Source organism: Pseudomonas sp. P110(2024), from assembly GCF_057480795.1.
In genome coordinates this window covers 570,998-594,722 of record NZ_JBLIYT010000001.1, presented here as the reverse complement: position 1 = coordinate 594,722, position 23,725 = coordinate 570,998, and the positions used below count along the sequence as shown (strand labels likewise).

General features: G+C 64.2%; 19 protein-coding genes. 6 read left to right on the top strand and 13 right to left on the bottom strand.

All coding sequences use genetic code 11. The annotated features are described in order from the left end of the window. Nucleotides 1-67 precede the first annotated feature (67 nt). Nucleotides 68-982, top strand: coding sequence for a DUF808 domain-containing protein (locus tag AC25ND_RS02805; RefSeq protein ID WP_486971109.1), 915 nt, complete (start codon nucleotides 68-70; stop codon nucleotides 980-982). Between the two features lie 167 nt (nucleotides 983-1,149). On the opposite strand, the gene AC25ND_RS02800 is transcribed toward AC25ND_RS02805, so the two are convergent. The 7 genes from AC25ND_RS02800 to puuE form a co-directional block, all read right to left on the bottom strand. Further along, nucleotides 1,150-1,932: an outer membrane protein OmpK gene (locus AC25ND_RS02800; protein ID WP_028692841.1), complete on the bottom strand. Its 783-nt coding sequence runs from the start codon at nucleotides 1,930-1,932 to the stop codon at nucleotides 1,150-1,152. Between the two features lie 350 nt (nucleotides 1,933-2,282). Continuing rightward, a complete protein-coding gene (locus AC25ND_RS02795; RefSeq protein ID WP_028692842.1) occupies nucleotides 2,283-3,068 on the bottom strand; it encodes an outer membrane protein OmpK in 786 nt (261 codons plus the stop codon). 141 nt (nucleotides 3,069-3,209) lie between these two features. After that, on the bottom strand, nucleotides 3,210-4,565 hold the full coding sequence (locus tag AC25ND_RS02790; protein WP_028692843.1) for a nucleobase:cation symporter-2 family protein: 1,356 nt from the start codon (nucleotides 4,563-4,565) through the stop codon (nucleotides 3,210-3,212). A gap of 194 nt (nucleotides 4,566-4,759) precedes the next feature. Next, nucleotides 4,760-6,079 (bottom strand): urate hydroxylase PuuD, encoded by a 1,320-nt coding sequence (locus AC25ND_RS02785; RefSeq protein WP_028692844.1) that lies wholly within the window; start codon nucleotides 6,077-6,079, stop codon nucleotides 4,760-4,762. A gap of 45 nt (nucleotides 6,080-6,124) precedes the next feature. Next, complete coding sequence (locus AC25ND_RS02780) at nucleotides 6,125-6,628, bottom strand: ureidoglycolate lyase (RefSeq protein WP_011532943.1); 504 nt, start codon at nucleotides 6,626-6,628, stop codon at nucleotides 6,125-6,127. 104 nt (nucleotides 6,629-6,732) lie between these two features. Continuing rightward, nucleotides 6,733-7,248 (bottom strand): 2-oxo-4-hydroxy-4-carboxy-5-ureidoimidazoline decarboxylase, encoded by a 516-nt coding sequence (gene uraD, locus AC25ND_RS02775; protein ID WP_062362542.1) that lies wholly within the window; start codon nucleotides 7,246-7,248, stop codon nucleotides 6,733-6,735. Continuing rightward, nucleotides 7,248-8,174, bottom strand: coding sequence for an allantoinase PuuE (puuE, locus tag AC25ND_RS02770; RefSeq protein WP_486976090.1), 927 nt, complete (start codon nucleotides 8,172-8,174; stop codon nucleotides 7,248-7,250). Before puuE ends, uraD begins: the two co-directional genes overlap by 1 nt. Before the next feature lie 378 nt (nucleotides 8,175-8,552). Here puuE and uraH point away from each other — a divergent pair, with 378 nt between their 5' ends. After that, complete coding sequence (uraH, locus tag AC25ND_RS02765) at nucleotides 8,553-8,906, top strand: hydroxyisourate hydrolase (protein ID WP_028692847.1); 354 nt, start codon at nucleotides 8,553-8,555, stop codon at nucleotides 8,904-8,906. Between the two features lie 72 nt (nucleotides 8,907-8,978). Here the strand turns inward: uraH and AC25ND_RS02760 are convergent, their stop codons facing one another. Together AC25ND_RS02760 and AC25ND_RS02755 are read right to left on the bottom strand one after the other, a co-directional pair. Further along, complete coding sequence (locus AC25ND_RS02760) at nucleotides 8,979-9,755, bottom strand: RHS repeat-associated core domain-containing protein (RefSeq protein WP_082750470.1); 777 nt, start codon at nucleotides 9,753-9,755, stop codon at nucleotides 8,979-8,981. A 153-nt stretch (nucleotides 9,756-9,908) separates the two neighbouring features. Further along, on the bottom strand, nucleotides 9,909-11,258 hold the full coding sequence (locus tag AC25ND_RS02755; protein ID WP_062362540.1) for an NCS2 family permease: 1,350 nt from the start codon (nucleotides 11,256-11,258) through the stop codon (nucleotides 9,909-9,911). A 358-nt stretch (nucleotides 11,259-11,616) separates the two neighbouring features. Here AC25ND_RS02755 and AC25ND_RS02750 point away from each other — a divergent pair, with 358 nt between their 5' ends. Together AC25ND_RS02750 and aqpZ are read left to right on the top strand one after the other, a co-directional pair. Next, a complete protein-coding gene (locus AC25ND_RS02750; protein WP_028692849.1) occupies nucleotides 11,617-12,372 on the top strand; it encodes a GntR family transcriptional regulator in 756 nt (251 codons plus the stop codon). Nucleotides 12,373-12,521: 149 nt separating this feature from the next. Then, a complete protein-coding gene (aqpZ, locus tag AC25ND_RS02745) occupies nucleotides 12,522-13,220 on the top strand; it encodes an aquaporin Z (RefSeq protein WP_028692850.1) in 699 nt (232 codons plus the stop codon). Here the strand turns inward: aqpZ and guaD are convergent. The 4 genes from guaD to xdhA all read right to left on the bottom strand — a co-directional run bounded on the left by guaD (nucleotide 13,217) and on the right by xdhA (nucleotide 19,288). Beyond that, entirely contained in the window at nucleotides 13,217-14,521 is a 1,305-nt protein-coding gene (gene guaD, locus AC25ND_RS02740; RefSeq protein ID WP_062362535.1) for a guanine deaminase, read from the bottom strand. The genes aqpZ and guaD overlap by 4 nt on opposite strands. A 10-nt stretch (nucleotides 14,522-14,531) precedes the next feature. Then, nucleotides 14,532-15,377 (bottom strand): xanthine dehydrogenase accessory protein XdhC, encoded by an 846-nt coding sequence (gene xdhC / locus AC25ND_RS02735; RefSeq protein ID WP_186596102.1) that lies wholly within the window; start codon nucleotides 15,375-15,377, stop codon nucleotides 14,532-14,534. Between the two features lie 64 nt (nucleotides 15,378-15,441). After that, nucleotides 15,442-17,841: a xanthine dehydrogenase molybdopterin binding subunit gene (gene xdhB, locus AC25ND_RS02730; protein WP_069017289.1), complete on the bottom strand. Its 2,400-nt coding sequence runs from the start codon at nucleotides 17,839-17,841 to the stop codon at nucleotides 15,442-15,444. After that, complete coding sequence (xdhA, locus tag AC25ND_RS02725; RefSeq protein ID WP_028692854.1) at nucleotides 17,834-19,288, bottom strand: xanthine dehydrogenase small subunit; 1,455 nt, start codon at nucleotides 19,286-19,288, stop codon at nucleotides 17,834-17,836. Before xdhA ends, xdhB begins: the two co-directional genes overlap by 8 nt. 272 nt (nucleotides 19,289-19,560) lie before the next feature. On the opposite strand from xdhA, the gene AC25ND_RS02720 reads away from it, so the two are divergent. Beyond that, nucleotides 19,561-20,220, top strand: coding sequence for a GntR family transcriptional regulator (locus AC25ND_RS02720; protein WP_062574696.1), 660 nt, complete (start codon nucleotides 19,561-19,563; stop codon nucleotides 20,218-20,220). Nucleotides 20,221-20,223: 3 nt separating this feature from the next. Then, nucleotides 20,224-23,712, top strand: a complete 3,489-nt coding sequence (gene smc, locus AC25ND_RS02715) for a chromosome segregation protein SMC (RefSeq protein ID WP_186596112.1) — start codon at nucleotides 20,224-20,226, stop codon at nucleotides 23,710-23,712. Nucleotides 23,713-23,725: the final 13 nt, after the last annotated feature.

Sequence of the window (23,725 nt, the reverse complement as noted above, 5' to 3'; positions counted from 1 at the left end):
TTCCCAATCGGCAGGGAATGGGACTGCGTGGCGTAGGATGAATAGATCGCTTTTTATGGAGTAGTGCATGGCAGGAAGTAGTTTGTTGGTACTGATCGACGACATCGCCACGGTGCTCGACGATGTCTCGGTGATGACCAAGGTCGCGGCAAAGAAGACCGCAGGGGTGCTGGGTGATGACCTGGCGCTCAACGCCCAGCAGGTCACCGGTGTGCGCGCCGAACGCGAGATACCGGTGGTGTGGGCGGTGGCCAAGGGCTCGCTGCTGAACAAGGCGATCCTGGTGCCGGCGGCGTTGCTGATCAGCGCGTTCATTCCCTGGGCGGTGACACCGCTGCTGATGCTCGGCGGCGCCTACCTGTGCTTCGAGGGCTTCGAGAAGCTGGCGCACAAGTTCCTGCACAGCAAGGCCGAGGACGAGGCGCAGCACGAGGCGCGCAAGCAAGCGCTGGCCGACGCCAATCTCGACCTGGTCGCCTATGAGAAGAGCAAGATCAAGGGCGCGGTGCGTACCGACTTCATCCTGTCCGCCGAAATCATCGCCATTACCCTGGGCATCGTCGCCGATGCGCCGTTGAGCCAGCAGATCGTTGTGCTGTCGGGTATCGCTGTGGTCATGACCATCGGTGTCTATGGCCTGGTGGGGGGAATCGTCAAGCTCGATGACTTGGGCCTGTGGATGACGCAGCGGGCATCGAACCTGTCCCGCGTGGTCGGTAACGGCATCCTGCGCGCGGCGCCCTACATGATGAAGGGCCTGTCGGTGGTCGGTACCGCTGCCATGTTCCTGGTCGGCGGCGGCATCCTGGTGCACGGCATCGCGCCGCTGCATCACGCCATCGAGGCGTTCAGCGAAGGGCGGGGCGGGGCGTTGACCGGGGCACTGCTCAATGGTGTGGCGGGAGTGATCGCCGGGGCGGTGGTGCTGGCGGCGGTTGCTGTCGCTGGCAAGGTGTGGCGGGCGGTAAAACCGGCAAACTGAGGCGCCCGACCGGGCCTTGCCTCGGATCTCCTGGTATGAGCGGCCTTGTGTCGCGAAAGGGCCGCGAAGCGGCCCCAGGACCTCGGCATCATGCGAAATCGTCGGGGCTGCTGCGCAGCCCTTTCGCGACGCAAGGCCGCTCTTACAGGCTTTACACTGGCATCAGATCAGAAGTGAACTTTCACCAGGAAGCTCATGGTGTTCTGATCGGTGGTAAAGGCATCGCTGTCCTTGATGCCGTACTTGTTCTTCCAGTAGTCGTACTCGATACCCACGTACAACTGCTTCTCGCCCAGGTGCAGCGCCTTGCCCAGGTCGTACTTGACCTGCGGGTTGAAGTGCAGGTTGGCCTGGTAGGTGCCGCGACGGTTCTCGTCGTTGTCGACCACCCAATCCATGAAACCGTCGATCAGGATGTCGGACGAGCCCACGGGAATGGTGTAGGACCACACCGGGGTGATCTGCCAGACATTGTCGCCCGGACGGCTGCCGTCGGTGGTGCGCTGGTAGAAGTTCAGCTGGAAGTAGTCGAAGCCGGGGATGGCCAGGTCGAAGCCGGGGCCGATCAGGTAGGACTCGGTATCACCCTCGCCGAACTCGTAGGTCATTGCCAGCAGCACATCCTTCACCGGGCCGAACTCGAGCTTCTGGTCGAAGATCTTGCCGAACGACAGGCGTGGGCTGAACTCGCCGTAGTAGGTGTTGGGGCCGTTGTTGGCGTCCTTCTTGCCCTGGTAGAAGATCTTGTCGAGGAAGAAGAAGTTGTCGCCGTACTTCCACGCATCGGCGTGCTCGAAGGTCACGGTCTGCTGGATCTCGGGGTTGACCTTGAAGTTCTTGCCCCACAAGTAGGTCAGGCTGTTGTTCTGCCATTGCAGCAGGTCGCCGGCTTGGCTGGCGCCGCAGGCCAGCAGACCACCGGCGAGGATCAGGCTATTGATGATACGCATTGCGAGTGTCGCTCCCTTGATTGGATCTGTTGTCAGCGCTCGGGCGCTGTTCTTGTCTTTTGGGTCAGCTTTTTTCAATTGGCCACAGCTGTTTGGCAAGAGCTGCGCCAACTTTTCCACGTTGGGCACAACCATCCTGCTCGACGTCTTTCTGAACGGATGAAATGGGTATTTCACGCTGGCAACACGTTGGCCAACCGCCCGGAAACATTGACTGAGCGGTCAGCAAACGCGGGCGGGATCCTTCCCGCCCCGATCGAGGGGGCGCGCAGATTACTCACTTGCGCGCCGGGCCTCAAGTGCTCCGTCCTGGAGCACGGTGGTGCAAATTTGGGCGTTCGGTCAGTTTTTCAGAAGTGCACCTTCACCAGGGCACTGGCCACGCTCTGGTTGCTGTCCACGTTGCCGCGGCTGTCGATGCCGTACTTGTCCTTCCAGTAGCTGTATTCGAAGCCGACGTAGAGCTGCTTGGCGCCCAGGTTCAGGGCCTTGCCCAGGTCGTACTTGACCTGCGGGTTGAACTGCAGGTTGGCGTGGTAGGTGCCGCGACGGGTCTGGTCGTTGTCGACCACCCAGTCGATGTAGCCGTCGATCAGGATGTCGGACCTGCCCACCGGGATGGTGTACGACCAGGCCGGGGTGATCTGCCAGACGTTGTCGCCGGGGCGGCTGCCTTCGGTGTTGCGCACGTAGAAATTCAAGGTGAAGTAGTTGAAGCCCGGCACGTTCAGGTCGAAGCCGGGGCCGATCAGGTAGGCCTCGTTGTCGCCCTCGCCACGTTCGTAGGTCATGGCCAGCAGCACGTCCTTGATCGGACCGAAGGCCAGGTTGCGCTCGAAGATCTTGCCGAACGACAGGCGCGGGCTGAACTCGCCGTAGTAGGTGGTCACGCCTTTGCCGGGGTCGGCCTTGCCGTTGTAGAAGATCTTGTCGACGAACAGGAAGGTGTCGCCGTACTTCCATTTGTTGGCATGTTCGAAGGTGATGGTCTGCTGGATGTCGGGGTTGACCTTGAAGTCCTTGCCGTACAGGTAGGACAGGCTTTCGCCGTGCCATTGCAGCCATTCGCCGGCGTGGGCGGGGAGGGTGGCCAGCAGGCTGCTGCCCAGCAGGACGGACGTGGTGATGCGCTTCATGTTGTGATTCCCGGACTTATTGTTTTTGTAAGGGCTTTTTCGGCGCGCAAGCGCCCCGGGCGGCCCATTCCGGCGGGCCGACGGTCCAGCGTTACCGCGTGGTTGGAACGGGGCGGCCGGTACGGCACCGCCCCAGGTCACTCAATGCTGGTGACAGGCATCGTTGTGCGCGGCGCGGTCGGCGCCGCCAAGGATGTTGAACAGCAGGTTCAGCACCAGGGCGCTGAGGGTGGCCATGGCGATGCCACTGTGGGTGATGGGCTCCATCCACTGCGGCATCTGCGCGAAGAACTCCGGCCGCACCACCGGGATCAGGCCGAAACCGACGCTGACCGCGACCAGCAGCTGGTTGCGTCGGTCGGCGATGTCCGCTTCCTGGAGGATCTTGATCCCGGTGGCGGTGACCATGCCGAACATGGCGATGGACGCGCCCCCCAGTACCGCGGGCGGAATCGAAGCGATCAGGAAGGCCGCCTTGGGCAGCAGGCTGAGCAGGATCAGCAGCGCGCCGGCCATCACCGTGACGTAGCGGCAGCGAACCCCGGTCATCTGCACCAGGCCGATGTTCTGGGCGAACGAAGAGTGGGTGAAGGTGTTGAAGAAACCGGCGATGAACGACGCGCCGGCATCGCACAGCAGGCCGCGTCGCAGCATGCCCGGCGTGACTTCACGGTCGGTCACCTTGCCCAGGGCGAGGAACATGCCCGTGGACTCGACGAAGATGATCACCACCACCAGGCACATCGACAGGATCGGCGCCAGGCTGAAGGTCGGCATGCCGAAGTGCAGGGGGGTGACCACCTGCAGCCACGGCGCCTCGCTCAGGCCCGACAGGTCGACCATGCCGATGGAGCCGGCGAGCACATAGCCCAGGCCCATGCCCACCAGTACCGACACATTGACCCAGAAGCCGCGCATGAAGCGGTTGATCAGCAGGATCACCGCCAGCACCAGGCCGGCGACCATCAGGTAGATCGGCGCGCCGAAGGCTTGTGCCTCATGGCCGCCGCCGGCCCAGTTGACCGCCACCGGGAACAGCGACAGGCCGATCGAGGTGATGACCGTACCGGTCACCAGCGGCGGGAAGAAGCGCACGACCTTGGACATGAACGGCGCGATCAGCATGCCGAAGAACCCGGCGGCGATGGTCGCGCCGAAGATTCCCTGCAGGCCGACGCCGGGCATGCCGGCCATGGCCACCATGCTGCCGACGGCGGCGAAGCTGGCGCCCATCATGACCGGCATGCGGATGCCCACGGGGCCGATACCGAAGGATTGGATGATGGTGGCAACGCCGGCGACCAGCAGGTCGGCGTTGATCAGGAAGGCGACTTCTTCGCGGGACAGGCCCGCCGCCTGGCCGATGATCAGCGGCACCGCGATGGCGCCCCCGTACATCAGCAGAACGTGTTGCAGACCCACCAGGATCAGCTGGAACAAGGGCAGGGGCTGTCGTGGTGGCGCAACAGGGATGTACGCCTTGGGTGACTCGGACATGCAGCACCTCGAGTTTTGTTTTTATTCTCGGATCCAAGCGGGCGGCTTCACGTGGCAGGCTCCGGTGAAGGAGGCTGGGGACCCACGTGAAGCCGAACGCTCGATGCTTGCTTGTTACGTAGAGCTTGGAAGCGAGGCCGGGAGTACCGGCCTCATCGCGGGGCAAGCCCGCTCCCACGCAATCGTGGGGTGTCTCAGTTGACCTGCGCGCCTTTGGCGATCCAGTCGCCGACCAGCTTGCGCTCCTCGACGGTCATCTGGGTGATGTTGCCCAGCGGCATGATCTGGCTGGCGACGGCCTGCGCCTGGATGCGCGCGGCCTGGGCCTGGATCTGCTGCGGGGTGTCGAACATCACGCCGGCAGGTGCGGCGCTGAACAGCGGGCTGGTCGGCTTGGCCGAGTGGCACACGGTGCAGCGTTCCTGAATGACGGTGTGGATCTTGTCGAAGCTGCCGGTGGCCGCCTGGGCCGTGGCCTGGGCAGGTTCCGCAGCGGGTGCCTGGGCAGGCTTGGCGGCCTCCTCTGCGCGCAGTTCGGCGGCGGTCTTGCCACCGACGGCAGTGGCCGGCAGCGGCTGGTACTCGACCTTGGCGGCGGCCTGCTCGGGTGCGGTTGGCAGCGGCTTGGGACCGGTCACATAGGCCAGGCAGATCATCGCCAGGGCACCGACGGGCAGGGTCCAGGCGTACTTGTTGCTGTCGTGGCGGGTGTTGAAGTAGTGACGGATCAATACAGCGGCCACCGCGATCCCGGCCAGGATCAACCAGTTGTACTGGCTGCCGTAGGTGCTCGGGAAGTGGTTGCTGATCATGATGAACAGCACCGGCAGGGTGAAATAGTTGTTGTGGCGCGAGCGCAGCAGGCCCTTGGCCGGCAGCACCGGGTCGGGCGTCTGGTTGTTCTCGATCGCCGCCACCAGCTGGCGCTGGGCCGGCATGATGATGCGGAACACGTTGCCGACCATGATGGTGCCGATGATCGCGCCGGTGTGCAGGTAGGCGCCACGGCCGCTGAACACCAGGCTGAAGCCCCAGCAGGCGGCGATGATCAGCACGAACAGCACGGCGCCCAGCAGCGCCGGCTGCTTGCCCAGGGGCGAGTCGCACAGGAAGTCGTAGATGAACCAGCCGGCAACCAGCGAACCGATACCGATGGCCACCCCTTCGGCGCCGCTCAGGGTGCTGCCGGGCGCCAGCAGGTAGAGGCTCGGGTTCCAGTAGAACACCACGCACAGCAAGGCGATCCCGGACATCCAGGTGAAGTAGGCTTCCCATTTGAACCAGTGCAGGTTCTCGGGCATTTTCGGCGGCGCGAGCTTGTATTTCTCCAGGTGATAGATACCACCGCCGTGGATGGCCCAGAGGTCACCCGACAACCCATCGCGCGGGTTGCTTCGGTTCAGGTGGTTCTCCAGCCAGACAAAGTAGAACGATGCACCGATCCAGGCCACGCCGGTGATCATGTGAACCCAGCGAATGCTCAGGTTCAGCCATTCGTGAAGGTGTGCTTCCACAGTATGTACCTCTCGCCAGTCACCATCTCGATGACCGACCCTTTCTTATTGGTGGGGATTGAGGATCAACATCTGTTCCTCGGGGAAGTAATGCTCATCGCAGTTGTTGCCAGAACCACTGCGATCAACCACCAGGAAGTCATCCCGCTTTTCGATCGTCAGCACCGGGTGGTGCCAGACGCCGCGATGGTAATTAACGCCCTGCCTGCCATTGCTGCGGAAGGCTCGGACCAAGCCTGATACAGGTGCATCGCCAACTGGCGCGACCACGATCAGAAAGGGGTTGCCGAGCAGCGGGATGAAAGCCTGGCTGCCCAGCGGATGGCGTTCCAGCATGCGTACGGTCAGCGGCATCTCCAGCGCGTCGGCGCGGAAGATACTGATGATCGCCTTGTCCTCGGGCTCGGCGGTCTCGACCGTGGCGAGCTTGTGGAAGCGCATGGTCGAGCCGTTGTTGATCATGAAGTGGTCGCTGCCGTCGGTTTCGATCACGTCACCGAAGGGGGCGAAGGCTTCTTTGGTCAGGGGCTCGATCATCAGGGTGCGCATGCGGGTCTCTCTTGTATGTTCGTTGTTCTGGATTCTGGTGGACCGGCCTGCCGGGCCCTGGGTGCGGACGCGTCACGCACTCGGGCGAGGCGGGCACGCAGTCCTCAAAGCTGCAGCAGGCGGAACAGGGCGATCAGGTTGATCTGTGCCAGGGCTTCCTTGAATTCGGCATCCCGGTCGTTGTGGATGCGTTTTTCGAAGGCAGCGAGGATCTGGTGCCGGTTGCTGCCCTTGACCGCCATGATGAACGGGAACTGGAACTTGGCCTTGTAGGCGTCGTTCAGTTCGGTGAAACGGGCGAACTCCTCGGCGGTGCACTGGTGGATGCCGGCGCCGGCCTGTTCGTTGGTGCTCGACTCGGTCAGCTCGCCCTGGATGGCGGCCTTGCCGGCCAAGTCCGGGTGAGCGTTGATCAGTGCCAGTTGCTCGGCATGGCTGGCGCTGAGCAGGATGTCGCTCATGCGCTGATGCAGCGCCTCGATCTCGTCCAGCTCGGCCAGCTGGCCCAGGTCGTAGGCTTTCTCGGCGACCCACGGCGAGTGCTCGTAGATGTCGGCGAAGGCGGCGACGAAGGCGGCGCGCTCGAGGGTGGAAGGCTTGAGGGTCTTGAAGGCGGTCATCAGGCGTTCTCTTTCTTGTACGGGTGGGTGGCGTGCCAGTGGCGGGCGATGTCCGCGCGCCGGGCGAACCAGACCTGTTCGTGGCTCTTGGCGTAGTCGACGAAGCGCTTGAGCGCGGCCAGGCGCGCCGGACGGCCGACCAGGCGGCAGTGCAGGCCGATCGAGAGCATCTTCGGTGCTTCGGCGCCCTCGGCGTAGAGCACGTCGAAGGCGTCCTTCAGGTACTGGAAGAACTGCTCGCCGCAGTTGAAGCCCTGGACCTGGGTGAAGCGCATGTCGTTGGTGTCCAGGGTGTAGGGGATCACCAGGTGCGGCTTGTCGGTCGGGTTGTTCGGTTCCCAGTAGGGCAGGTCGTCGTCGTAGGTGTCGCTGTCGTAGAGGAAGCCGCCTTCCTCCATCACCAGGCGCCGGGTGTTCGGGCCGGTGCGGCCGGTGTACCAGCCCACGGGGCGCTCGCCGGTGATCTCGGTGAGGATGCGGATGGCCTCGAGCATGTGCTCGCGCTCTTGCGCTTCATCCATGTACTGGTAGTCGATCCAGCGGTAGCCGTGGCTGCAGATCTCATGGCCGGCCTCGGCCATGGCGCGGATCACGTCAGGGTGGCGCTGGGCGGCCATGGCCACGGCGAAGATGGTCAGCGGCACGCCGCTGTCCTTGAACAGCTTGAGCAGGCGCCAGACGCCGACGCGGCTGCCGTATTCGTAGAGCGACTCCATGCTCATGTTGCGCACGCCCTGCAGCGGCTGGGCGGCGACCATTTCGGAAAGGAACGCTTCGGACTCCTTGTCGCCGTGCAGGATGTTGCGCTCGCCACCTTCTTCGTAGTTGAGCACGAAGGACAGCGCAATGCGGGCATTCCCCGGCCATTGCGGATGAGGTGGGTTGTTGCCGTAACCGATCAGGTCGCGTGGGTAGTCAGCGCTCACTGCAGTCTTCCTTCTTGTTCGTTAATGCGGTGGGTGGGGCGGGCCGCGTCGGGATGTCGCACCACCGGATGGGCTGATTGTATACAACTTCTGAAATCTTTTGTAAGCCTGTTTTTCCGCATTTCTTCCCATTTGTCGCGTGAGAATGGCTTGCAAGAAACCTGCCCGATTGGTCAGTAAATGGTGAGAGCGGCAGCATGGCGCTTGTCTTCGCGACTGGTGGCTTGTTTTGTAGAGGTTGCGCAGGATGGGATAAAAAATTGTGTACAATTTACCGATAAACTGTCTTAATGACTTCATTCCCGCACGCCGCAGGCCCCGTGCCCGGTGATTGCCGTGTATTTTTTGCCCACGCATACGACAAGAGGCGACAAGCAAATGGGACGTTTGACCACACACGTACTGGACGCCGCGCACGGCTGCCCGGGCAGCTCGATCAAGGTCGAGCTGTACCGCGTCGAAGGCCAGCAGCTGGAGCTGGTGAACACCGCCCTGACCAACAGTGATGGCCGTGTCGACGCGCCGCTGCTGCAGGGCGACGACTATCGCACCGGCGTCTATCAATTGCAGTTCAGCGCCGGTGACTACTACCGCGCCAAGGGCGTGAAGCTGCCGGACACCGCGTTCCTCGACGTGGTCGTGCTGCGCTTCGGTATCGACGAGCAGCAGGAGCACTACCACGTGCCGCTGTTGATTTCGCCGTACAGCTATTCGACCTATCGTGGAAGCTAGTTGGTCGCTAGAAGAATCTTCGTAGGTCCTTGGCCCGCTCTCACACTGGCGGGCTTTTTTTCGTCTGGAGCCTTACTCCCTGACTTTCTCTACGGTGCTGGAAAGATTCAATGCTCTTCCGGTTTTCAAGGCAGCTATGTCCGCGCCTCCAGCCGTCGCTGCGCCCAGCAGGTGGCCGACTACAGCGGTTGCTATGGTTCCGGGTGTGATTTTTGCGGCAACCGCTTCTGGAGTACCGTTGAATTTCAGCCAGGTGTTTGCCATCTCCAGATGGGCGACGACAGAGGGGATTTCCCCCCTATTCGCCTGTTGCACGGTTTCTGCGTAACGAGTCTGGAGATGTTGGGGCAAGGGCGGGGCCCCATTACTGTCTTTTGCAATGTAGGCGCCGGCGACACGTTCTCCAAAAAACGATTTGTTTGGGGCATTGACGATCTGCTGGGCTTCCGGCGTGGCCAAGACGCGTCCCGGTGTGGCGCCGGGCACGGTATTGCGTAAAAACGAAGTCGTGAATTGTTGATGCATCTCCTTGATGAAAGCAGTGACACCGCCAGTAGGGTCATGTTTATTGATCGGGTCGCCTGCGCAATAGGTGTAACTATTGCTGCCACCTTCTCCGAAGGGACTTAGCGGATCTGGGCTAATGAAGCGCATGAGGTGGGGGTGGAGCAGACGGTGACCGTTGCCCAGATGATAATGGCCGGTGCTGGGGTCTGGAATCTGCCCACTGAAGCCGGTCCGTACGCCTGGCCTGTGTACCTTGCTTCCATAGGGTGTATAGGCGTTTGGGATGGACTGGGCTTGCATGACTGAGTGGGCCCAGTCTGTTGCCAATATGTGAATAAACATGATTTTTGATACTCCTGCGAGGAGGGCTTTTCCTGCTAGTAGTAGCGTGCTTGCAGCGGATTTACACCTATCAAAAATGTCAGAAGGGCACAGCCGAACGTGGCACCTCGGGCCGCTGCGGCTGCCCGAGGTGAGTCGAATGAATCTCGCTGATCAGAGGAACACAAACTTCGCAATGAAGATGGCGCACAGCACCCACAGGCTGGCCGAAATTTCCTTGTACTTGCCGGTACCCGCCTTCAGCGCCACGTAGCTGATGAAGCCCAGGGCGATGCCGTCCGCCACCGAGAAGGTCAGCGGCATCATGATCACCGTGACGATCGCCGGAATGCTGTCGGTGGCTTCGTCCCACTCGATATGTGCCATGCTGCCCATCATCAGCATCGCCACGTAGATCAACGCGCCGGCGGTGGCATAGGCCGGAATCATCCCGGCCAGCGGGGCGAAGAACATCGCGGCAACGAACAGCACGCCGACCACCACGGCCGTCAGGCCGGTACGCCCACCCGCCGCCACGCCCGCGGCACTTTCCACGTAGCTGGTCACCGGCGGCACGCCGACCACCGCGCCGAACACGCTGGAGGTGCTGTCGGCCTTGAGCGCCCGTGACAGGTTCTCGATGCGTCCGTCCGGCGCCACCAGGTTGGCGCGCTGGGCCACGCCCATCAGCGTGCCGGCGGTGTCGAACATGTGCACGAACAGGAACGCCAGCACCACGCTGATCATGCTGACGTTGAACACCCCGGCCACGTCCATGGCCATCCAGGTCGGCGCCAGGCTCGGCGGCATCGACATTACCCCGCCGAACTTGACCAAGCCCAGGCCCCAGCCGGCCAGGGTGACGCCGATGATGCTGATCAGGATCGCGCCGAACACCCGCTTGTAGCTGAGGATGGCGATCAACAGGAAGCACACGGCCGCCAGCAGCGGGCCGGGCTCATGCAGCGAGCCCAGCTTGACCAGGGTGGCCGGGCTGTCGACGATGATGCCGGCGGTCTTCAGGCCGATCAGCCCGAGGAACAATCCGACGCCGGCCCCCATGGCATGGCGCAGGCTTACCGGGATGCTGTTGAGTAGCCACTCGCGCACCCGCGAAACCGTCAGGAACATGAACAGCACGCCCGAGACGAATACCGCCCCCAGCGCCGTTTCCCAGTTGTAGCCCATGGTGCCGACCACGGTGTAGGTGAAGAAGGCGTTGAGCCCCATGCCCGGCGCCAGGCCCACAGGCCAGTTGGCGTACAGGCCCATCAGCAGGCAGCCCAGGGCGGCGGCGATGCAGGTGGCGACGAACGCCGCGCCGTGGTCGATACCGGCGTCGGCCATGATGTTGGGGTTGACGAAGATGATGTAGGCCATGGTGATGAAGGTGGTCACCCCGGCGATCAGTTCGGTCCTGACGGTCGTGCCGTGTCGCTTGAGTTTGAAAATCCGCTCCAGCCAGCCCGATTCGAGCGGTGGGGCGAGATCCAGCGTAGGTGCTTCGGATTTGCGGCTTTCCACAGCGAGTACTCCTCAAGTCTTTCTTGTTGTTCGAAGCCTGGTCCTGAGCCGACGCACTTGGGGGCTTCGCGAGGGAGGGTGTGGCAGACGTCCGACCATTTTGTTGACTTATGGGTCAGGAAGTTGCTCGCAGGATTATGCTTTTGTGTACAAATAAAGCAAATAATGTTTTATCTTTTGTGCGTACAAACGGTCGTACAACGGCTATATAGGTAAAAGGCCACCTGCAGAAACGGGTCAGCCTGTGTACAATGGCGCCATACCTTGGCCCATTATCTTCTTTCCGGACTTGCCATCCCCCCGTCGACGGGCATTACAGTCACGGTCCGACTGGCAGATCCCTTGTGCTCGAGCGCCCATGAACGAACAGCTGCAACCTCTGAAAAAACCTGCGCGTACCGGCAAGGCCGGCCGCAGCGGTACCCAGGACGACATCGTCTACGCGCACATCTTCGAGGCGATCCTCGAGCAGCGCCTGGCCCCGGGCACCAAGTTGAGCGAGGAAGCACTGGGCGAAATTTTCGGCGTCAGCCGCACCATCATCCGCCGCGCCCTGTCGCGCCTGGCTCATGAAAGCGTGGTGCTGCTGCGGCCGAACCGCGGCGCGGTGGTGGCCAGCCCGACGGTGGAAGAGGCGCGCCAGGTGTTCTTCTCTCGGCGCATGGTCGAGCGCGCCATCACCGAACTGGCCGTGCAGCACGCCACCGCCGAGCAGCTCAACGAACTGCGCCAGATGGTCCGCGAGGAGCGCGACAGCTTCTCCCGCGGCGACCGCGGCGCCGGTATTCGTCTGTCCGGCGAATTCCACCTCAAGCTGGCCGAGGCCGCAGGTAATGCGCCACTAGTGAGTTTCCAGCGCAGCTTGGTGTCGCAGACCTCGCTGATCATCGCCCAGTACGAAAGCGGCAACCGCTCGCACTGCTCGTACGACGAGCACATGCAACTGATCGACGCCATCGAGGCCCGTGACGCCGAACAGGCGGTGAGCCTGATGATGCACCACATGGATCATATCGACAGCAAGCTCAACCTCGACGAGGAGAGCGCCTCGGACGATCTGCACGCGGTGTTCTCGCACCTGCTGAAAAAGCCCAAGGCCACCGCCAAGGGTTGATCGTTTGCCTGCATGAACCAGGGGCCGCTTTGCGGCCCCTGGTCGTTTCTGGCCACCGGCCAAAGCTCTGCTAGATTTCTCTTCAGCAAACCTTCATCAGGCAGTTGGGCTTGCGCAGTCGTTGCGTCCAATTACTTGAGGAATGCTCCATGAGTTCGTCCCTGGGTGTGCGCATGGGTGCCGAGTTGGTCGGCACGTTCTGGTTGGTCCTTGGCGGGTGCGGCAGCGCGGTGCTGGCCGCCAGTTCCCCGGTCGGCATCGGTGTCCTCGGTGTTGCCTTCGCCTTCGGCCTGACGGTCCTGACCATGGCCTTCGCCATCGGTCATATCTCCGGTTGTCACCTCAATCCCGCCGTGTCGTTCGGCCTGGTGGTGGGCGGGCGCTTCCCGGCGAAGGAGTTGCTGCCCTATGTGATCGCCCAGGTGATCGGCGCGATCCTCGCCGCAGCGGTGATCTACTTCATCGCCAGCGGCAAGGCCGGTTTCGAGCTGGCCAATGGGTTGGCTTCAAACGGCTACGGCGAGCACTCGCCCGGCGGGTACACCTTGGCGGCAGGCTTTGCCAGTGAAGTGGTGATGACCGCGATGTTCCTGGTGATCATCATGGGCGCCACCGATGCCCGGGCGCCGGCGGGGTTCGCGCCGATCGCCATCGGTCTTGCATTGACGCTGATCCACTTGATCTCGATCCCGGTAACCAACACCTCGGTGAACCCGGCGCGCAGCACGGGGCCGGCGTTGTTCGTCGGTGGCTGGGCCGTCCAGCAGCTGTGGCTGTTCTGGGTGGCACCGCTGATCGGCGCGGCGATCGGCGGTGCGCTCTATCGAGGCCTGGCGAAACAGCCTTAGCGCTGGTGCACGCAACGCCCGGCGGCGTAGGTCTCGCGTACGGTGCGGTCGTCGCCCAGGGTGGTGAGCACGAACAAGGTCTCCTCGATGTTCTTCGACTGCTGCAGACGGTAGTCCAGCAGCGGCGTGGCCTTGTAGTCGAGCACCACGAAGTCGGCGTCATTGCCCGGGCGCAGGCTGCCGATGCGGTCGTCCAGGCGCAGGGCGCGGGCGCCGCCGAGGGTGGCCAGGTACAGCGACTTGTACGGGTGCAGGCGCGCGCCTTGCAACTGCATCACCTTGTATGCCTCGTTCAAGGTATTGAGCAGCGAGAAACTGGTGCCGGCGCCGACGTCGGTGCCCAAGCCCACGTTGACCTTGAAACGCTCGGCCTGGGGCAGGTTGAACAGGCCGCTGCCCAGGAACAGGTTGGAGGTCGGGCAGAAGGCGATGGCCGAGCCGGTCTCGGCCAGGCGCTGGCATTCGTCGTCGCACAGGTGCACGCCGTGGGCGAACACCGAGCGCTCGCCGAGCAGCTCGAAGTGGTCGTAGACGTCCAGGTAGCCTTTCTGCTCGGGGAACAGCGACTTGACCCAGTCGATCTCCTTGAGGTTCTCCGACAGGTGGGTGTGCATGTACACGCCCGGGTGCTCCTTGAGCAACTGGCCGGCCACGCTCAGCTGCTCCGGCGTGCTGGTCGGCGCGAAGCGTGGGGTGACCGCGTAGTGCAGGCGGCCCTTGCCGTGCCAGCGTTCGATCAGCGCCTTGCTGTCGCGGTAGCTGGATTCGGCGGTGTCGGTCAGGTAGTCGGGGGCGTTGCGGTCCATCATCACCTTGCCGGCGATCATGCGCAGGTCAAGGCGCTCGGCCTCCTCGAACAGGGCGTTGACCGACTCGGGGTGCACGCTGCCAAACACCAGGGCGGTGGTGGTGCCGTTGCGCAGCAGTTCCTTGAGGAAGATCTTCGCCACCTGGTCGGCGTGGGCCTTGTCGGCGAACTGCTTCTCGCAGGGGAAGGTGTAGGTGTTCAGCCAGTCCAGCAGTTGCTCGCCGTAGGAGCCGATCATGCCGGTCTGCGGGAAGTGGATGTGGGTGTCGATGAAGCCCGGGGTGATCAGGGCGTCCTGGTAGTGCTGCACCGGAATATCGGCGTCGAGGGTCGGCAGCAGCTCGCTGGCATGGCCCAGGGCGCTGATGCGGCCGTTGTCGACCACCAGCAGGCCATCTTCATAGTATTCGCAGGACGCCTCCAGGCCGACCTCGGCGGGGTCGGCGATGCTGTGCAGGATGGCGGCTCGGTAGGCTTTGCGGGTTGCGCTCATGGGGCTCTCGTCAAAGGATCTGGCTGCGTCGCGAGGACGGCAGCAACTGGGCGATGGGGCCTGAGTTGGCGGCAGCGTCGTGCTGGCCGAAGCAGGCGTTGTAGGTGGCAATGATCTCGGCGGCGATGGACACGGCGATCTCGATCGGCAGCTTGCCCTTGACCTCGGCCAGGCCCATCGGGCAGCGCATTCGCGCCATCAGGGCGTCGTCGAAACCGCGCTCGCGCAGGCGGTGCTCGAACTTGACCCGCTTGGTCTTCGAGCCGATCAGGCCGAACCAGGTGAAATCGTTGCGCTTGAGGATCGCGGCGGTCAGTTCCAGGTCCAGCTGGTGATTGTGGGTCATGACGATGCAGTAGCTGCCGGCGGGCAGGTCGGCGACTTCGTCGACCGGCTCTTCGCTGACGATCCGGCTCACCCCGTTGGGGATGACGTCGGGGAACTCCTGCTCGCGCGAGTCGATCCAGCGCACCCGGCAGGGCAGCGCGGCGAGCAAGGGTACCAGAGCGCGGCCGACATGGCCCGCGCCGAACACCGCGATCTCGGCCTGCACGCCGGTCATCGGCTCGAACAGCAGCACGGTGGCGCCGCCGCAGCACTGGCCGAGGCTGGCGCCAAGGCTGAAACGCTCCAGATGCGGGGTGCTGCGATGTTCCTCGAGCATCTGCCGGGCGATGTGCAGGGCCTTGAATTCCAGGTGGCCGCCGCCGATGGTGTCGTACAGCGCGCTGGCGCTGACCACCATTTTCGAGCCGGCGTTGCGCGGCGTGGAGCCGCGTTCCTCGATGATGGTCACCAGGACGCAGGGTTCGCCGCGGGCTTGATGGTCGGCGAGGGCGTTGATCCATTGGTGCATGTCTTCAGTCCTCCTCGGTCCCCTGTGGGCGCAACGCAAGGTCGCGCCTACAGGGAGCGCGGCGTCAGTGCGTCACGGGTTCCAGTTGCTGTTCGGCAGGCTGAGCCGCGGCCACCGCCTTGCGCATCTGCTCGCAGCCCCACAACACCCGCTCCGGCGTCGACGGTGCGTCGATCTCGGGCTGTACACGGTAGTCGGCGATGCTCGCCACCGCGTCCTTGATCGCGCACCAGGCGGCGATGCCGAGCATGAACGGCGGCTCGCCCACGGCCTTGGAATGGAACACTGTGTCCTCGGGGTTCTTGCGGTTCTCCACCAGCTTGACGCGCATGTCGATCGGCATGTCGGCCACCGCCGGGATCTTGTAGCTGGCCGGGCCGTTGGTCATCAGCTTGCCCTTGGCGTTCCACACCAGCTCCTCGGTGGTCAGCCAGCCCATGCCCTGGACGAAGCCGCCTTCGACCTGGCCGATATCGATGGCCGGGTTCAGCGAGTCACCGACGTCGTGCAGGATGTCGGCGCGCAGCATCTTGTACTCGCCGGTCAGGGTGTCGACGATCACCTCCACGCACGCCGCACCGAAGGCGTAGTAGTAAAACGGCCGGCCGCGGGCCTGGGCGCGATCGTAGAAGATCTTCGGCGTGCGGTAGAAACCGGTGGTCGACAGCGACACCTGAGCGAAGTAGGCCTGCTGCACCAGGTGCTCGAAGCTGACGATCTGGTCGCGCACGCGTACATGGCCGTTGCGGAACTCGACGTCTTCCTCGGTGACGTTGTAGTGCCGGGCGGCGAACTCGGTCAGGCGTTTCTTGAGGATCTCGGCGGCATTCTGCGCCGCCTTGCCGTTCAGGTCGGCGCCGCTGGAGGCCGCGGTCGGCGAGGTGTTGGGTACCTTGTCGGTGTTGGTGGCGGTGATCTGGATACGGTTGAAGTCGACCTGGAACACCTGGGCCACCACCTGGGCCACCTTGGTGTTCAGGCCTTGGCCCATCTCGGTGCCGCCGTGGTTGAGGTGGATGCTGCCGTCGGTATAGATGTGGATCAAGGCACCGGCCTGGTTGAGGAAGGTGGCGGTGAACGAGATGCCGAACTTCACCGGGGTCAGCGCCAGGCCCTTTTTCAGCACCGGGCTGTTGGCGTTGAAGCGGCGGATCGATTCGCGGCGCTCGTGGTAGTCGCTGCTCGCCTCGATCTCGGCGGTCATCTCCTCGAGCATGTTGTGCTCGACGGTCTGGTAGTAGTGGGTGACGTTGCGCTCGGTCTTGCCGTAGTAGTTGGCCTTGCGCACCGCCAGCGGGTCCAGCGCCAGGTGGCGGGCGATATGGTCCATCACCTGCTCGATGGCAACCATCCCTTGCGGGCCGCCGAAGCCGCGGTAGGCGGTGTTGGAGGCGGTGTTGGTCTTGCAGCGGTGGCCGTGCACCGTGGCGTCGCCCAGGTAGTAGGCGTTGTCGGAGTGGAACATGGCGCGGTCGACGATCGAGCCGGACAGGTCGGGCGAGTAGCCGCAGTTGCCGGCCAGGTCGAAGTTGATGCCGTGCAGGCGGCCAGTGTCGTCGAAGCCGACGTCATACTCGACGTAGAACGGATGGCGCTTGCCGGTCATCATCATGTCTTCGACACGGGGCAGGCGCATCTTGGTCGGCTGGCCGGTCAGGCGCGCGATCACCGCGCACAGGCAGGCGGGGCTGGCGGCCTGGGTTTCCTTGCCGCCGAAGCCGCCGCCCATGCGGCGCATGTCGACGACGATCTTGTGCATCGGCACGTCGAGCACCTCGGCGACCAGCTTCTGCACCTCGGTGGGGTTCTGCGTGGAGCAGTACACGATCATGCCGCCGTCTTCGCTGGGCATCACCGAGCTGATCTGGGTTTCCAGATAGAAGTGCTCCTGGCCGCCGATGTGCAGACTGCCCTGGATGCGGTGCGGGGCGCTGGTCAGGGCTGCGTCCGAATCGCCGCGCTTGTGGGTGTGGCTGTCGAGCACGAAGTGTTTCTTGCGCAGCGCCTCGACCACATCGAGCACCGGTTCCAGATCTTCGTATTCGACGATGGCGGCCATGGCAGCGCGACGGGCGGTGTCCAGGTCGCGGGCGGCCACGGCAAGCACCGGCTGGCCGAAGAACTCGACCTTGTCGATGGCCAGCAGCGGGTCGCCGGCCACCACCGGGCCGATGTCCTTGAGCCCCGGAATGTCCTCGTGGGTGATGGCAATGCGCACGCCTTCGAACTGGTAGCAGGGCGTGGTGTCGATGCGCAGGATGCGCGCATGGGCGCGATCCGCGGTGCGCGCATAGACGTGCAGCTGGTTGGGGAATTCCAGGCGGTCGTCGATGTACACCGCCTCGCCCGCCACATGCTTGTCGGCGCTGTCGTGCTTGAGGCTGCGGCCGACCCCGGTGGTCAGGTCCTGGCTGAACAGTGCGGCCATCTCGGCCTGGCTCTTGACGGCGTGATGGTTAGACATAGGCGGTCACCCGGGTTTCGATGTGCGGCGTTTGCAGTTCGATGAAGTACTTGCGCAGCAGGTTCTGCGCGGTCAGCAGGCGGTACTCGCGGCTGGCGCGGAAGTCGCTGAGCGGGGTGAAGTCCTCGGCCAGGGCCTGGCAGGCACGCTCGATGCTGGCCTGGTTCCATGGCTTGCCGCGCAGCGCGGCCTCGCAGGCGCGGGCGCGTTTGGGGATCGCCGCCATGCCGCCGAAGGCGATGCGCACGCCGCTGACCACGCCGTTCTCGATGCTCAGGTTGAACGCCGCGCACACGGCGGAGATATCGTCGTCCAGGCGCTTGGACACTTTATAGGCGCGGAACGCCCAGTCATTGCTGGCGCGCGGCACGATGATCTTCTCGATGAACTCGCTGTCCTGGCGCGCGGTGATGCGGTAGTCGATGAAGTAGTCTTCCAGGGCCAGGGTACGCTGGCGCTCGCCCTGGCGCAGGACGATCTGCGCGTCCAGGGCGATCAGCAGGGGCGGCGAGTCGCCGATCGGCGAGGCGTTGCCGATGTTGCCGCCCAGGGTGCCCTGGTTGCGGATCTGCAGCGAGGCGAAGCGGTGCAGCAGGTCGCCGAAATCGGGGTACTCCTGGTTGAGCGCGGTGTAGCAGTCGGTCAGCGGGGTGGCGGCGCCGATCTCCAGGTGGGTGGCGGTCTTGTCGATGCGCTTGAGCTCGGCGACATGGCCGACGTAGATCATCACCGGCAGGGTGCGATGGAACTGGGTGACCTCCAGCGCCAGGTCGGTGCCGCCGGCCAGCAGGCGCGCCTCGGGGTGCGAACTGTAGAGGTCGGCCAGGTCGGCCACGGTCAGCGGCACCAGGCAGCGCTTGTCGCCGCTGTTGAGCTCGCCGGTCTGTTGCGGGGCGATGGCCTTGAGACGAGCGATGGTCTGCGCCTGCTGGGCGTCGAATTGGTCACGACAGGGTTGGGCGCAGCTCTGTTCGGCGGCGGCAAGGATCGGCCGGTAGCCGGTGCAGCGGCACAGGTTGCCGGCCAGGGCCTCCTGGGCCTGGTGCAGGTCGTGGCCCTCGCTGTTCTTCTGCAGGGCGAACAGCGACATGACAAAACCGGGGGTGCAGAAGCCGCACTGCGAACCATGGCAGTCGGCCATGGCCTTCTGCACGCTGTGCAGTTCACCTTGGTGCTTGAGACCCTCGACGCTGATCAGCTGCTTGCCGTGCAGGGAGGACACGAACGTCAGGCATGAGTTGAGGCTGCGGTAGCGGATGCTGTCGCTGCCTTGATCGTCCTGGACGAGTTCGCCGACGACCACGGTGCAGGCGCCGCAGTCGCCGCTGGCGCAGCCTTCCTTGGTGCCGGGTTTGCCCAGGTGCTCGCGCAGGTATTGCAGCACCGTCATGTTCGGGTCCAGGGCGTGCTCGCTGCGCAGCTCCTGGTTGACGAGAAACTGGATCACGGGGGAGGGCCTCGCAATGGTTTTATTGTTGTTCGGGCGGACTCTAAGCAACGCTTGACCCTGAGGTCAATAATTTTCTGACCCAAAGGTCAAGATTTTGCCCAGAGGCCTTCCGAACCGCTTCATCGAGCCTTTCTCCAAGCATAGTTCGCGCCGAGTGGGAAAGTTGACCCGCCAGTCGCACAAAGCGCGTCGCGCCGCTGCGCGGGCACGGGACAAGTGCGCTACAATCGCGCCCTTGTGCACAGCTACCCAGATCGCGAAGGAAAACCATGACGTTCAAGGCGCCGGACAGCCTCTCCGAGCAAATTGCCCACTACCTGGCCGAGCGGATCATCCGCGGCGAACTCGCACCTGGCGAGCGCATCCAGGAGCAGAAGGTCACCCAGGCCCTCAACGTCAGCCGTGGCTCGGTGCGCGAGGCGCTGCTTATCCTCGAACGCCGCCATCTGGTGGCGATCCTGCCGCGCCGCGGGGCCCATGTGACCGAGCTGGACGACAACAGCGTGCGCAGCCTGTGCACCCTGATGGGCGAGTTCTACATCCTGCTGGGCAACGCCGTTGCCCAGCATTGGCGCAGTGACAGCGACCTGCGCCCGTTCCTGGACATCCAGCAGCGCCTCAAGCAGGCCCATGCCGCCAAGGACATCAAGGCCTTCGTCGCCGACAGCTTCGCGGTGATGCGCGCCGCCTATCCGTTCGCCAACAACCCGTACCTGCAGGAAACCGTCGAGAACCTGCAGCCGGCGATGAGCCGCGCCTACTACCTGGCCCTGGACCAGCGCCAAGCCAACATGGTCGACTACCTGGAGCTGTTCGCCCGCCTGCTCGAAGCCGTGGTCGCCCGCGACCTGCCGCGCATCCGCGAGGTGCTCACCGCCTATTGCCAGCGCAGTTGCGAACTGGTGCTGGCGGCGCTGGCGCGGGTCTGATCGATGCGCCTGAAGTGCATCCGCCTGGCCGGGTTCAAGTCCTTCGTCGACCCGACCACGGTCAACTTTCCCAGCAACATGGCGGCCGTGGTCGGCCCCAATGGCTGCGGCAAGTCCAATATCATCGACGCGGTGCGCTGGGTGATGGGCGAAAGCTCGGCCAAGAACCTGCGTGGCGAGTCGATGACCGATGTCATCTTCAACGGCTCCACCAGCCGCAAGCCGGTCAGCCAGGCCAGCATCGAGCTGGTATTCGACAACAGCGACAACTCCCTGGTCGGTGAGTACGCCGCCTACGCCGAGATCTCGATCCGCCGCAAGGTCACCCGCGACGGGCAGAACACCTATTACCTCAACGGCACCAAGTGCCGGCGCCGTGATATCACCGATATCTTTCTCGGCACGGGCCTGGGGCCGCGCAGCTATTCGATCATCGAGCAGGGCATGATCTCCAAGCTGATCGAGGCCAAGCCCGAGGAGCTGCGCAACTTCATCGAGGAGGCGGCAGGCATCTCCAAGTACAAGGAGCGCCGCCGCGAGACCGAGAACCGCATCCGCCGCACCCAGGAGAACCTGGCGCGCCTGACCGACCTGCGCGAAGAGCTGGAACGCCAGCTCGAGCGCCTGCACCGCCAGGCCCAGGCCGCCGAGAAGTACCGCGAGTACAAGGCCGAGGAGCGCCAGCTCAAGGCGCGTCTGGCGGCCCTGCGCTGGCGCGACCTGGACCAGCGGGTGCGTCAGCGTGAGACGGTCATTGGCGACCAGGAGATCGCCTTCGAGGCCCTGGTGGCCGAGCAGCGTAACGCCGATGCCAGCATCGAGCGCCTGCGCGACGGCCATCATGAGCTGTCCGAGCGCTTCAACCAGGTGCAGGGCCGCTTCTATTCGGTGGCCGGCGATATCGCCCGGGTCGAGCAGAGCATCCAGCACGGCCAGCAGCGCCTGCGTCAGTTGCAGGATGACCTCAAGGAGGCCGAACGCAGCCGTCTGGAAACCGAATCGCACCTGGGGCACGACCGCACCTTGCTGGCGACCCTGGGTGAAGAACTGGCCATGCTCGAACCCGAGCAGGAACTGACCCTGGCCGCGGCCGAGGAGGCCGCCGCGACCCTGGAGGAGGCCGAGCTGGGCATGCACGGCTGGCAGGAGCAGTGGGACAGTTTCAACACCCGCTCCGCCGAGCCGCGCCGCCAGGCCGAAGTGCAGCAGGCGCGCCTGGCGCAGCTGGAGGCCAGCCTGGAACGCCTGGCCGAGCGCCAGCGCAAGCTGGGCGAGGAGCGTGACCAGCTCGGCGGCGATTCGCAAGATACCGAGACCTGCGACCTGGACGAGCAGGTGGCCAGCAGTGAGTTGCTGCTCGAAGACCTCCAGTTGCAGGAGCGGCAGGTGGTCGAGCAGTTGGACGCATTGCGCGAGCAGATGCAACAGGCCAACCAGGCGCAGCAACAGCAGCAGGGCGACCTGCAGCGTCTGGGCGGGCGCTTGGCGTCTCTCGAAGCCTTGCAGCAGGCCGCGCTGGAGCCGGGAGTCGGGGCCGCCGACTGGCTGCGTGCCCAGGGCCTGGAGCAGCGTCCCCGGCTGGCCGAGGGGCTGCGGGTCGAGCCCGGCTGGGAGCTGGCGGTGGAAACTGTGCTGGGCGCCGATCTGCAGGCGGTGCTGCTGGATGACTTCACAGGCCTGGAATTCGCCGCGCTGGAGCAGGGCGAGCTGCGCCTGCTGATGGCCGGCGCGCAGGGCGCGAGTGTTACTGGCAGCCTGCTCGACAAGGTCGAAGGAAGCGTCGACCTGTCGCCCTGGCTGGGCCAGGTCATGCCGGTGGAGACCCTGGAACAGGCCCTGTCACGGCGGGGCTCGCTGGGCGCCGGGCAGAGCCTGGTCAGCCGCGACGGCTATTGGGTCGGGCGGCATTTCCTGCGGGTCAGCCGAGGGGGCGAGGCCCAAGGTGGCGTGCTGGCCCGTGGCCAGGAGATCGAGCGCCTGGGCCGGGAGCAGTTGGAACAGGAGGCCTTGCTCGAGCAGCTCGACGAGCAGCTGCAACGCCTGCGCGAGCAGCAGCTCGATCTGGAAGAGCAGCGCGAGCAACTGCGCCGTCGCAGCCAGGACGAAAGCCGCCAGCATGGCGAGCTCAAGGCGCGCCTGTCCGCCGGCCGTGCCCGTGCCGAACAGCTGGAGCTGCGCCGCCGCCGCCTGCAGGAAGAACTGGCCGAGCTGCAGGAGCAGCGCGCCCTGGAGCACGAGCAACTGGGCGAGGCGCGCCTGTTGCTGCAGGAAGCCCTGGACCTGATGGCCCAGGGTACCGAACAGCGAGAGCTGTTGATGGCGCGCCGCGACACCCTGCGCGAAGGTCTTGACCGCATCCGTCAGGAGGCCCGCCAGCACAAGGACCATGCCCACCAGCTGGCCGTGCGCCTGGGCTCGCTGCGCGCCCAGCACGACTCGACCCGCCAGGCGCTTGAACGCCTGGAGCAGCAGGCCGCGCGCTTGAGCGAGCGTCAGGAGCAGTTGAACCTGAACCTGGAGGAGGGCGAGGCACCGCTGGAAGAATTGCGCCTCAAGCTCGAGGAACTGCTGGAACGACGCATGAGCGTCGACGAGGAAATGCGTCAGGCGCGCCTGCACATGGATGAGGCCGATCGCGAGCTGCGCGATGCCGAGCGGCGCCGTACCCAGGCCGAGCAGCAGTCGCAACTGCTGCGCGGCCAGCTGGAGCAGCAGCGCCTGGAGTCCCAGGGGTTGGATGTGCGGCGCAAGACCTTGCAGGAACAATTGCTCGCCGACGGCTACGATCTTCAGGGCGTGCTCGCCACGCTCGAGGCCGACGCCAGCGAGCAGGGCACCGAGCAGGCCCTGGAGCAGCTCGAGGCACGTATCCAGCGCCTGGGCGCGATCAACCTGGCGGCCATCGAGGAATACGAACAGCAGTCCGAACGCAAGCGTTACCTGGATGCCCAGGACGCCGACCTGGTCGAGGCGCTGGAGACCCTGGAAAACGTCATCCGCAAGATCGACAAGGAAACCCGCAACCGCTTCAAGGATACCTTTGATCAGATAAATGCCGGATTACAGGCACTTTTCCCAAAAGTTTTCGGTGGCGGCAGCGCTTATCTGGAACTGACGGGCGAAGATCTACTCGATACAGGGGTGACGATCATGGCGCGCCCGCCGGGCAAGAAGAACAGCACCATCCATCTGCTGTCCGGCGGCGAGAAGGCACTCACGGCCCTGGCCCTGGTGTTCGCCATCTTCAAGTTGAACCCAGCACCGTTCTGCATGCTCGACGAGGTCGATGCACCGCTGGACGATGCCAACGTCGGGCGGTATGCCCGCCTGGTCAAGGAAATGAGCGAGACCGTGCAGTTCATCTACATCACCCACAACAAGATCGCCATGGAAATGGCCGACCAGTTGATGGGGGTGACCATGCATGAGCCGGGCTGTTCACGTCTTGTAGCAGTTGATGTGGAAGAGGCTATGGCCATGGTCGATGCGTAAGGGGTAAAGAAAG

Coding starts and splice junctions, on each gene's coding strand:
- smc (WP_186596112.1), top strand. CDS start 20,224: ATGCGCCTGAAGTGCATCCGCCTGGCCGGGTTCAAGTCCTTCGTCGAC.
- AC25ND_RS02805 (WP_486971109.1), top strand. CDS start 68: ATGGCAGGAAGTAGTTTGTTGGTACTGATCGACGACATCGCCACGGTG.
- AC25ND_RS02800 (WP_028692841.1), bottom strand. CDS start 1,932: ATGCGTATCATCAATAGCCTGATCCTCGCCGGTGGTCTGCTGGCCTGC.
- guaD (WP_062362535.1), bottom strand. CDS start 14,521: ATGAGCGCAACCCGCAAAGCCTACCGAGCCGCCATCCTGCACAGCATC.
- xdhC (WP_186596102.1), bottom strand. CDS start 15,377: ATGCACCAATGGATCAACGCCCTCGCCGACCATCAAGCCCGCGGCGAA.
- AC25ND_RS02760 (WP_082750470.1), bottom strand. CDS start 9,755: ATGTTTATTCACATATTGGCAACAGACTGGGCCCACTCAGTCATGCAA.
- AC25ND_RS02780 (WP_011532943.1), bottom strand. CDS start 6,628: ATGCGCACCCTGATGATCGAGCCCCTGACCAAAGAAGCCTTCGCCCCC.
- AC25ND_RS02750 (WP_028692849.1), top strand. CDS start 11,617: ATGAACGAACAGCTGCAACCTCTGAAAAAACCTGCGCGTACCGGCAAG.
- uraH (WP_028692847.1), top strand. CDS start 8,553: ATGGGACGTTTGACCACACACGTACTGGACGCCGCGCACGGCTGCCCG.
- AC25ND_RS02795 (WP_028692842.1), bottom strand. CDS start 3,068: ATGAAGCGCATCACCACGTCCGTCCTGCTGGGCAGCAGCCTGCTGGCC.
- uraD (WP_062362542.1), bottom strand. CDS start 7,248: ATGACCGCCTTCAAGACCCTCAAGCCTTCCACCCTCGAGCGCGCCGCC.
- AC25ND_RS02790 (WP_028692843.1), bottom strand. CDS start 4,565: ATGTCCGAGTCACCCAAGGCGTACATCCCTGTTGCGCCACCACGACAG.
- aqpZ (WP_028692850.1), top strand. CDS start 12,522: ATGAGTTCGTCCCTGGGTGTGCGCATGGGTGCCGAGTTGGTCGGCACG.
- xdhB (WP_069017289.1), bottom strand. CDS start 17,841: ATGTCTAACCATCACGCCGTCAAGAGCCAGGCCGAGATGGCCGCACTG.
- AC25ND_RS02720 (WP_062574696.1), top strand. CDS start 19,561: ATGACGTTCAAGGCGCCGGACAGCCTCTCCGAGCAAATTGCCCACTAC.